Here is a 9,149-nt window from a genome sequence, read left to right as displayed (position 1 = left end):
GAATGCCGGTGCCGTTGAGATACATCTGAACGGCCTGCGCTTTTGTCTGAGCGCTGAATTTAGGGGCGCGATCAGTAAAGTACCGACCACACTCCTTACAGCTAAATCGCTGGTAACCCGCCTTGAGACCGCGCTTGACCGTGGCAGTGCTAGAACAATCTGGACAATTCATCTCAAACCCTCCGGCAAATCACCCCCAAGCAGTCAAACTAGAATCCCAAATGCGCAAGTTGTAAACAGTCCCGCGAGCGGGGGAGGGAGGCAAAGCGGCGTTTGTTGGCGGTGCGCATAGCACTTGCTACCCCAGACGTCAGAGACGTCCTCTCTCAAACAACGGGAGTTGCCTCTCTCATTGAGGCGTAGATAGAGAGGGAGGGATTGTACGTGACTACGTGGCTCGCTTGCAGATTTGTGCCCGACCTACGCTTACTGTCGACGAGGGAGGTGTCGCCAAACCAACACAAGTGACAACGCATTATATGGCTGATGTCGTCGGGGTGGACACAGTTGGGTCCGAGTTCCCACTGAAGTAGGCAGAGGCCGGGCGAATAAAAAAGAGGCCCTTTAGGGCCTCTTTGAGAAACTACTGTGATGTCACTAGTCGCGGACAGTGTAGGGCTTTTGGTCTCGCATAAAACGGGCGAGCGCTTCTAAGTCTGCATCACCACCTGGGGGCAACACGACGCGGATGTTGACGTACAAGTCACCATCGCCATAAAGCCCCTTGCCCTTAAGGCGGAGCGCTTTGGCCGTGTCCACGCCGGGAGGGAGGTTGAGTTCAACCGATCCGGTCAACGTCGGCACCCGAACCTTGGCGCCGAGCACGGCTTCGTAGAGTGTAACGGCCACGTCTGTGCGGATGTCGGTGCCGTCCTTGCGGAAGGTTTTCGATTTGGCGAATTTGACCGTGACGAGCGCGTCACCCGGTTGCCCGTAAACGTCGGTTGTACCCTGACCCTTGAGTCGGATCTGCTGACCTTCTTCGACCTTTTCCGGAAGCTTTACGTTCAGCACTTTCCCTGAGGGCATGCGAACAGGAATGGACGCAGCGTTATGTGCGTCCTCTAGGCTCACTGCGGCCGTGATCACCAGGTCTTCATTCTTGCCGCTGGTGCCGGGACCTGCATTAGCCGCGCCACCAGTGAAGGGGTCCCATTGGGCTCCACCAGCGCCAGCATTCCGTGTGCCGCCACCTGGATTACCGCCACGCGGTTGTCCCCCAAAGCCGCTCATAAACTCCTTGAGAATGTCTTCGGCTGAAAAACCGCCTCCCGCGTTGCCACGCGCACCAGTGCGTCCCCCTCCAAATCCCCCGCCGCCAAAGCCACCGAATTTTGGATTACCGTCAGCGTCGATTTCACCACGATCGAATTGACCGCGTTTTTCGGGATTGTTCAGTAGATCATAGGCGCCAGTTGCCTCAGCAAACTTTGCATGAGCGGACGGATCATCGGGGTTTTGGTCCGGATGATATTGTTTGGCCAGCTTGCGATAGGCAGACTTAATGTCTTTGTCGCTTGCGGACCGCGACACGCCGAGTACGGTGTATGGATCGCGCATTTAGGTCCAATCTTTAGAGTTCAGGCGTTGCTCCGCCTCTATTTCAAGTCCTATATGGCGACGCCCTACGGCCTTGTCCAGTTGGGCTGCGCGACTGAATGCAGGAAATCTCACTATGGCCCAACCTCTCACAGATCTCCTCTTCGACGACCAGGACCAATCCGAGCTCAATCCGTTCGCCATTTTTGAAGAATGGTTCGCTTTGGCGCAAGTTTCCGAGCCTAATGATCCGCACGCAATGGCGGTCGCCAGTGTTGATGCTGATGGTTTGCCTGACGTCCGTATGGTCCTGATGAACCAGAGGGATGCACGAGGATTTTGCTTCTTCACCAATTTTGAAAGTGCCAAGGGCCAACAATTGGTGGCCCAGCCGAGGGCGGCGTTTCTTTTCCATTGGAAGAGCCTGCGCCGCCAAGTGCGGTTGCGGGGTGAGGTCGAGATAGTTTCGGCCGAAGACGCTGACGCTTATTTCGCCTCTCGCGCGAAGGGGAGCCGCATTGCATCCGCGACTTCCAAACAATCCCGACCATTGGGTAGTCGGGCGCAGATGATGGATGAGGTTGAGCAACTGACGGCTATGATTGGGGACGGTGAGATGGCGCGGCCTCCCCATTGGTCGGGTTTCCGTCTTGTGCCGACACAAATAGAATTTTGGAAAGACGGCGAGTTCCGCTTGCACGATCGCGTCCGGTTCACCCGCAGTACCGCCAACAGCGATTGGTCGCGTACGCGGCTCTATCCTTAAGGTAACGGACGGAAAGTTGAGTTTCTGACAACCTCTTGCCACTAATTTTGAGGTCTAATCTGGGGATGCCCGTCTCTTGCGCATATTGATCAGAAGCTCGAAGACCGCCATTTGGGCTCGCCGTTTAGGTAGCCTAGCGGTGCCGTTGGTGGTGCTGAGTGTTGTATTGCATCGTCTCGGCTTGATCTCCAGCAATGTGTTCCAAATTGCGGCCCTGATTGCCGGTCTGGTCGCGGCCCTTGCAGTGCTCTTGGCTGGGGTTGCGCTGCTACGTCTGTGGTTCACCGGCGACCATGGGTGGCGCAATTGTTTCGGGGCGTTGTTTTGGGGGCTCTTATGTCTGGTGCCATTTGCTTGGCATGCACAATTGGCGTGGCGCTATCCGCATGTGACGGATGTGGCGACGGCTTCGACAGGTTTGCTTCCACTGACATTCGAGCCTGATACGGCAAGGATGCCGAATGCACGCATGCTGTCTCGTGAAGATCATTTGCGCAGCTTCCCAAGTGCGCTTACGCGTGCCTATCCGATCGCGCCTGAGGAACTCCACGCCCTTGTGTTGCGCCTCATCGCACAACAAGGTTGGGACGTGCGCTTCGATCAGGTGCCGTCGGAATTCTCGGGCCGGATCAACGCTCGTGTGACAACACTAATCGGCTGGCGCGAAGAAGTTGTTTTTGGAATTTCAACCACGCCGACGGGTTCGAAAATTGACATGCGGTCAGCTTCGATCGGGGCGGCGCATGATTTCGGTTCAAACGGCAACCGGATCATGAGTTTTCTGAGTTCCCTCGATAACGAGGTCACGGCTTTTATTCGGGATAATCCTAGCCTCAATCAACCTGATGCTGCTGATGAGGCAGAAAGCCCACAGGTGGAAATGGGCGGCGCTTAATAGGTCCGCCCATTTCTCAAATGCTAGTGGGTGAGGACGCGGCGTACCGCGTCGTCCCACCCGGCGATTTTAGCTAGGCGCTCCTTAGGGTCCATGTCCGGTTCAAAGCGTTGATCCCGCTCCCAAGCGGCTGCAAACTCTTGCATGCCCGGCCAAACACCAGCCTTCATGCCCGCCAACCATGCCGCGCCGAGCGCAGTGGTTTCGAGAATGGTAGGGCGATCAACGGGCGCGTCAAGCAAATTGGCCAAGCTCTGCATGGTCCAATCCGAGGCGACCATGCCGCCGTCGACGCGCAATACAGTGTCTGTGCCTTGCCCTTTCCAATCTTTCTTCATGGCTTCGATGAGATCGACGGTTTGGTAGCAAACGGCTTCGAGCGCGGCCTTGGCAATTTCGGCTGGGCCGGTATTGCGGGTCAGGCCGAAGATTGCGCCCCGCGCATCGGCATCCCACCACGGCGCGCCGAGGCCGACAAAGGCCGGCACCATATACACATTTTGGGTCGGGTCAGCGGTGCGGGCGAGGGGGCCGGTATCTTTGGCTTCTTTGACGAGTTTTAGACCGTCTCTAATCCATTGCACTGCGGCGCCCGCAATAAAGATCGAGCCTTCAAGCGCATAGGCGGTTTTGCCATTGAGACGATAGGCAATGGTGGTGAGAAGGCGGTTTTCCGAGCGCACCATGTCGGCGCCGGTGTTGAGCACGGCGAAGCAGCCGGTGCCATAAGTCGACTTCACCATGCCTGGCTCAAAGCAGGCCTGACCAATGGTGGCGGCATGCTGATCTCCCGCAACGCCCAGAATTGGGATTTCTGCTCCGAACAGACTTTTCTCAGTAACACCGAAATCGTCAGCGCAATCCTTTACGTCAGGTAGAATGGCCATGGGAACGTCGAGGATCTCGCAGAGTTCTTTGTCCCATTGGTTCTTGGCGATGTCGAACATTAAGGTGCGCGAGGCATTGGTGGCATCTGTCGCGTGCATCTTGCCGCCGGTAAGGCGCCAGATGAGGAAACTGTCAATCGTGCCGAAGGCCAATTCGCCCTTATTGGCACGCTCGCGAGCAGTGCTCACTTTGTCGAGCAGCCACTTCACCTTGGTGCCCGAGAAGTAGGGATCGAGCAAAAGGCCAGTGCGCTTGGTAAAGAGCTCTTCGTGGCCATTGGCCTTAAGCTCGGCGCATGCACGAGCGGTGCGGCGATCCTGCCAGACGATGGCGTTGTAGATAGGCTCGCCGGTTTCACGGTCCCAAATCACCACTGTTTCGCGCTGATTGGTGATGCCGATGGCGGCGATGTCGCTGGCCTCAAGCTTGGCCTCTTTGAGGGCCTTATTCACGGTAGACTGAACCGTCGACCAGATCTCTTCTGGATCATGTTCGACCCAGCCATCCTCTGGGAAGATCTGCTTGAATTCACTCTGCCCGACACCGACAATTTTGCGGTTGCCGTCAAAGACAATGGCGCGGCTCGATGTGGTGCCCTGATCGATGGCCAACACAAACTTTTTCATATTTGTTTCCTCCCCTGCGTGCCCTTGCGGTCCGTGCCTGCCCTATGACGTGCTTGTCGCCAGATACGCCTCGAGCTGCGCCACATCTTCGGCGCTGGTGCGGAGCCCTTGTTTGGTTCGACGCCATAGCACGTCTTGTGCGGTTCGAGCCCATTCTTGTGTAACCAGATAATCGACCTCGCGACTGTATAGGTCGGAGCCGAAGGAGCGACCGAGATCGGCAATAGTTTGGGCCGTGCCCAGAATAACCCGCGCCCTGGTGCCATAGAGGCGCATGAGCCGACGCAGGAGAGATGGGGGCAGGGCAGAATAATCTTTTGCCAAGCGACGAACTTCAGCGTCAAAACTTTTCACGCCAAAATCTCCACCGGGCAAAGTGCTAGTCTTTGTCCAGGCCGCGCCCCTCTGTCCTAAGATGGCTTCAATTTTCTCCAGTGCCGCTTCGGCGAGACGGCGCGAGGTCGTCAGTTTGCCACCGAAAATGTTGAGTACGGCACCCGTGCTCGAATCGCCTTCGAGCTTGAGAACGTAATCGCGCGTGGCTTCCTGCGCCGCGGACGCGCCGTCATCATAAAGTGGACGCACGCCGGAATAGGTCCAGACGATGTCGTCACGGGTGATCGTGTCCGCAAAATACTCATTGGCAGCGGCGAGAAGATAAGAGGTCTCTTCCTCGCTGATTTTCACGTTGCGCGGATCATCATGATAATCGCGATCAGTGGTGCCGATGAGGGTGAAATCGTCCTCGTAGGGAATAGCGAAGAAAATGCGGCCATCGCCGTTTTGGAAGAAATAGCACCGGTCGTGCTCGTAGAGTTTCTTCACCACGATGTGGCTGCCCTGAACGAGACGAACATTGTGTTTGCCGTTCTTGCCCATCACCCCGTTGATGACCTCGTCGACCCATGGGCCAGCAGCATTGATCAGCATTTTAGCGCGAACGCGAGTTTTGCCTGCTTCGCCATCGAGCTCGATGGTCCAAGCTCCCTCTTCGCGACGTGCGGCAGTGACTTTGGTGCGGACAAGAATTTCGGCGCCTTTATCGGCGGCGTCACGGGCATTGAGCACCACAAAGCGGGCGTCATTGACCCAGCAATCAGAATATTCAAAACCCAGCTTATGGCCGGGCTTGAGGGGCTTTCCGGCTTCATCCTTGGTCAGGTCAAGGGTTTTGGTTGGCGGCAGGAGTTTGCGACCACCCATATAATCATACATGGCCAGACCGGTGCGCAGCACAACCGCCGGGCGCATGCCTTTTTGGTGTGGCAGCACAAAGCGCAGCGGCCAGATGATATGCGGGGCTGTGGCCCAGAGCACTTCGCGCTCGGCCAACGCTTCGTGGACGAGGCGGAACTCGTAGTGCTCGAGATAGCGCAGGCCACCGTGAATGAGCTTGGTCGCCGCCGAGCTGGTTCCAGAGGCGAGGTCATTCATCTCCGCTAAACCAACGGTAAAACCACGTCCGACAGCATCACGCGCAATGCTTACGCCATTGATGCCGCCGCCAATCACGAAAATATCCAGCATGATATCCTGCCGTTTCAAGAGATGTTTCGTTTGTATGTTTTATTGGTTCGTTTGTGAAGGCTTTGTGTTTCGCTTTGATGGTGCGACAAACATGCATTGACCCCTGCCGTTGGCAGGGTTAGGGCATGGATTAATCCCTTCTCGGGCCCGGACATCTGGCCATGCTCTCGATCCTAGCCGTCAATGTGCCGATCTTCGCGCTTATCGCCTTGGGCTATAGCGCGGTGCGGTATCGATTGTTCCCAGCTGATGGCGTGAAAGCGCTGATTGCTTTCGTGAACAATTTCGCGACGCCGTGTTTGCTGTTCCACTCAATCCTAACCAGCGATTTCAGTTCAGCCTTTACTCTTGGCATTATCGGGCCGTTTTATCTCGGCGCGTGGATCTGCTTCGGTATTGGTATTGTGTTGGGCCGGGGCTGGTTCAAGCTACCGCGAGGCGAAAGCGTCGCCTTTGGCTTTTCGTCCATGTTCACCAATACGGTGCTGGTTGGCCTGCCGATCATGTCGCGCGCTTATGGTGATGCGGCACTGCCGGTGACGCTGTCGATCATCGGCGTGCACGCCGCGATCCTGCTCACCACAGGCATGGTCACTATGGAGCTGATGCGCCGGGACGGTAAATCTCTGGCCGCAACGCTGACCGTTGCCGTTCGACGTGTGGCGACCAATCCGTTGATCTGGGGCATTGCCGCGGGCATGATTGCCTCGACCATCAATCTCCAATTGATCGAACCGGCGGAAGCCTTTCTGACCATGATGAGTCAGGCCGTGGTGCCTGTGGCCTTATTCGGCATCGGCGGGGCTCTCAATGAATTTAAACTGTCGGAGAACTGGCGGCCGGCCTTCGTGGCCTCGCTGATGAAACTCATCCTGCACCCGGCCATTGCCTATGTGCTGATGATTTGGGTGCTGCATATTCCGATGGAGATCGCCCGCTATGGAATTTTGCTCGCCGCCATGCCGGCTGGCGTCAACATCTATGTCTTCGCCACTTATTATGATCGCGGCGTGTCGGTAGCAGCGAATACGATACTGATTGCCACCATATTGTCCGCGGTTACCATTTCAGTCTGGCTCTACATATTGGGAATGTAGAGCCAAGTCGCTTATTCCGAGGAGGGAAGAATGACCATAGAAATCCTGCAGACCGGCCCGTTGTTAGCCAGCTGTGAAAAAGCCCTCGCGGAGAAATATATCGTCCACAAGCTGCATGAGCAGGCCGATAGGAACGCTTGGCTCAAGGCCAATGGCGCGCGCATACGCGCCCATGCCGGTTCGGGCGTTCAGGCAAAGCTCATGAACGCGCTACCTAATCTCGAAATCATCTCAAGCTTTGGCGTTGGCTACGATAATATCGACACTGCTACGGCTAAGGCGAAGAACATTCGCGTCACCAATACGCCCGATGTTCTCAACGATGCCGTGGCCGAGCTGACGGTCGGGCTCATGATTTCTTTGGCGCGCCGTATCCCGCAGGGTGACCAGTTCGTGCGCAATGGCCATTGGCTCAACGGGGGCATGGGGCTCTTCTCAGAGCTCACTGGCAAAACCGTCGGCATTTTGGGCCTGGGTCGTATCGGCAAGGAAATCGCCAGCCGTCTGCAAGCGATGAAGATGCGTGTCGTCTATTACGGACGCTCCAAGCAGGACAATGTCCCATACACGTTTTACGACAAGCTCGGAGACATGGCGCGCGACAGCGATTGGCTCGTGGTGATCGCTCCGGGCGGCAAATCCACAGAAGGCATTGTCTCGCGAGCCGTACTCGAAGCGCTCGGACCGCAAGGCTATGTCGTTAATGTGGCGCGCGGGACGCTCGTCGATGAACCCGCACTCGTCGAACTGTTGACGAACAAGAAACTCGGCGGCGCTGCCTTGGACGTCTTTGTTGATGAGCCAGAAGTCCCCGAAGCGCTCTATGCCTTGGATAATGTCGTCCTCTCCCCGCATCAGGGCAGTGCGACCCACCAGACCCGCGACGCAATGGGGGCGCTCTTAGTCGCCAATCTCGACCGTCATTTTGCGGGTGAACCCCTGATCAGCCCGGTGGTGTGACAGTTCACGAGGGAAAAGGCGGGCGTTTTCGAGAGGCACTCGACTCGCAAAACGCCTACGATTCCGCTCTAAACCCAAAATGAACTGACATTTCAGTGTCTTGAGCGTGCTGTTGCCAAAAATCTTCCCCCAGGTGGATAACTCGGGACAGCGTTGCAAACGCTACTGACTCAGCCGGCTTTTTCACAAAGCGACGTAGGCCAAAAAGCTGAATCATATCGATTTTTGTCGAGGTCTCTGGACAGCAATCAGTGCTGCCCCTATAACCCGGTCATCGCTGCAGAGCACAGCGCCTCACGGCACTGAGCGACGCAGCAAACGACTGAAATCAAATGCAAATTTGAAATTGGTTTAGTGGATCTCGAAAGATTTCGGAATTCGCGAAAATGGGTGTTGACGAAGCAAAAGCTTCTGACTAAAACCCACGAACGCTAACGACGCCGAGCACTTGCTGCTCCCACTGATTAGCAGTTTCTGACAGGGCAGACGATCTGCCGGGCAACCGGATAGATAGTTTTGTCTCTAAGAACTCCGGAAGCTTTGCTTCCAAAATGACGTATCCGGTTTGTAACCGATGGGTCAGCTCTTTGACATTGTGAAGATTGAAGAAAGAGAAACGTGGACGGCGAGGTTCTTGCGAACGGAAGCTGGGGTTTACTCCAGTGGAAGTTAACTAGACTTCGATGGGTGCACGTTTCTAGAGGTACACTCTTTTAGCGCTTTTTAGCGCAATTTGATGTGTGTCCTCGTCAAAACGCAAACGTGCATCTAGCGACAATAGTCATGATTAAACTTGAGAGTTTGATCCTGGCTCAGAACGAACGCTGGCGGCAGGCTTAACACATGCAAGT

Annotated in this window: 7 protein-coding genes and 1 rRNA gene; 5 read left to right on the top strand and 3 right to left on the bottom strand. The window is 55.9% G+C overall.

What is annotated here, in order from left to right:
* Positions 1-597: 597 nt before the first annotated feature.
* On the bottom strand, positions 598-1,560 hold the full coding sequence (locus tag HKD40_RS17405) for a DnaJ C-terminal domain-containing protein (RefSeq protein WP_169197041.1): 963 nt from the start codon (positions 1,558-1,560) through the stop codon (positions 598-600).
* A gap of 115 nt (positions 1,561-1,675) precedes the next feature.
* Between HKD40_RS17405 and pdxH the strand changes: the two genes are divergently transcribed.
* On the top strand, positions 1,676-2,305 hold the full coding sequence (gene pdxH / locus HKD40_RS17400; protein ID WP_169197040.1) for a pyridoxamine 5'-phosphate oxidase: 630 nt from the start codon (positions 1,676-1,678) through the stop codon (positions 2,303-2,305).
* 166 nt (positions 2,306-2,471) lie between these two features.
* Complete coding sequence (locus HKD40_RS17395) at positions 2,472-3,200, top strand: DUF1499 domain-containing protein (RefSeq protein ID WP_169197039.1); 729 nt, start codon at positions 2,472-2,474, stop codon at positions 3,198-3,200.
* A 23-nt stretch (positions 3,201-3,223) separates the two neighbouring features.
* Here the strand turns inward: HKD40_RS17395 and glpK are convergent, their stop codons facing one another.
* Complete coding sequence (gene glpK / locus HKD40_RS17390) at positions 3,224-4,714, bottom strand: glycerol kinase GlpK (protein WP_169197038.1); 1,491 nt, start codon at positions 4,712-4,714, stop codon at positions 3,224-3,226.
* Between the two features lie 42 nt (positions 4,715-4,756).
* Complete coding sequence (gene glpD, locus HKD40_RS17385; protein ID WP_169197037.1) at positions 4,757-6,241, bottom strand: glycerol-3-phosphate dehydrogenase; 1,485 nt, start codon at positions 6,239-6,241, stop codon at positions 4,757-4,759.
* A 161-nt stretch (positions 6,242-6,402) separates the two neighbouring features.
* On the opposite strand from glpD, the gene HKD40_RS17380 reads away from it, so the two are divergent.
* The 3 genes from HKD40_RS17380 to HKD40_RS17370 all read left to right on the top strand — a co-directional run.
* Entirely contained in the window at positions 6,403-7,338 is a 936-nt protein-coding gene (locus tag HKD40_RS17380; RefSeq protein ID WP_169197036.1) for an AEC family transporter, read from the top strand.
* Between the two features lie 30 nt (positions 7,339-7,368).
* Positions 7,369-8,298 carry a 2-hydroxyacid dehydrogenase gene (locus HKD40_RS17375; protein WP_169197035.1) on the top strand — a complete coding sequence of 310 codons (930 nt, stop codon included), beginning with the start codon at positions 7,369-7,371 and terminating at the stop codon, positions 8,296-8,298.
* Between the two features lie 789 nt (positions 8,299-9,087).
* Positions 9,088-9,149 (top strand): 16S ribosomal RNA (locus tag HKD40_RS17370); the annotation flags it as partial.

The sequence above is a fragment of the Devosia sp. MC1541 genome (assembly GCF_012847305.1).
Lineage (GTDB): Bacteria > Pseudomonadota > Alphaproteobacteria > Rhizobiales > Devosiaceae > Devosia.
Note: the sequence above shows the minus strand (reverse complement) of the source record. Positions and strands in the feature narration are given on the sequence as shown.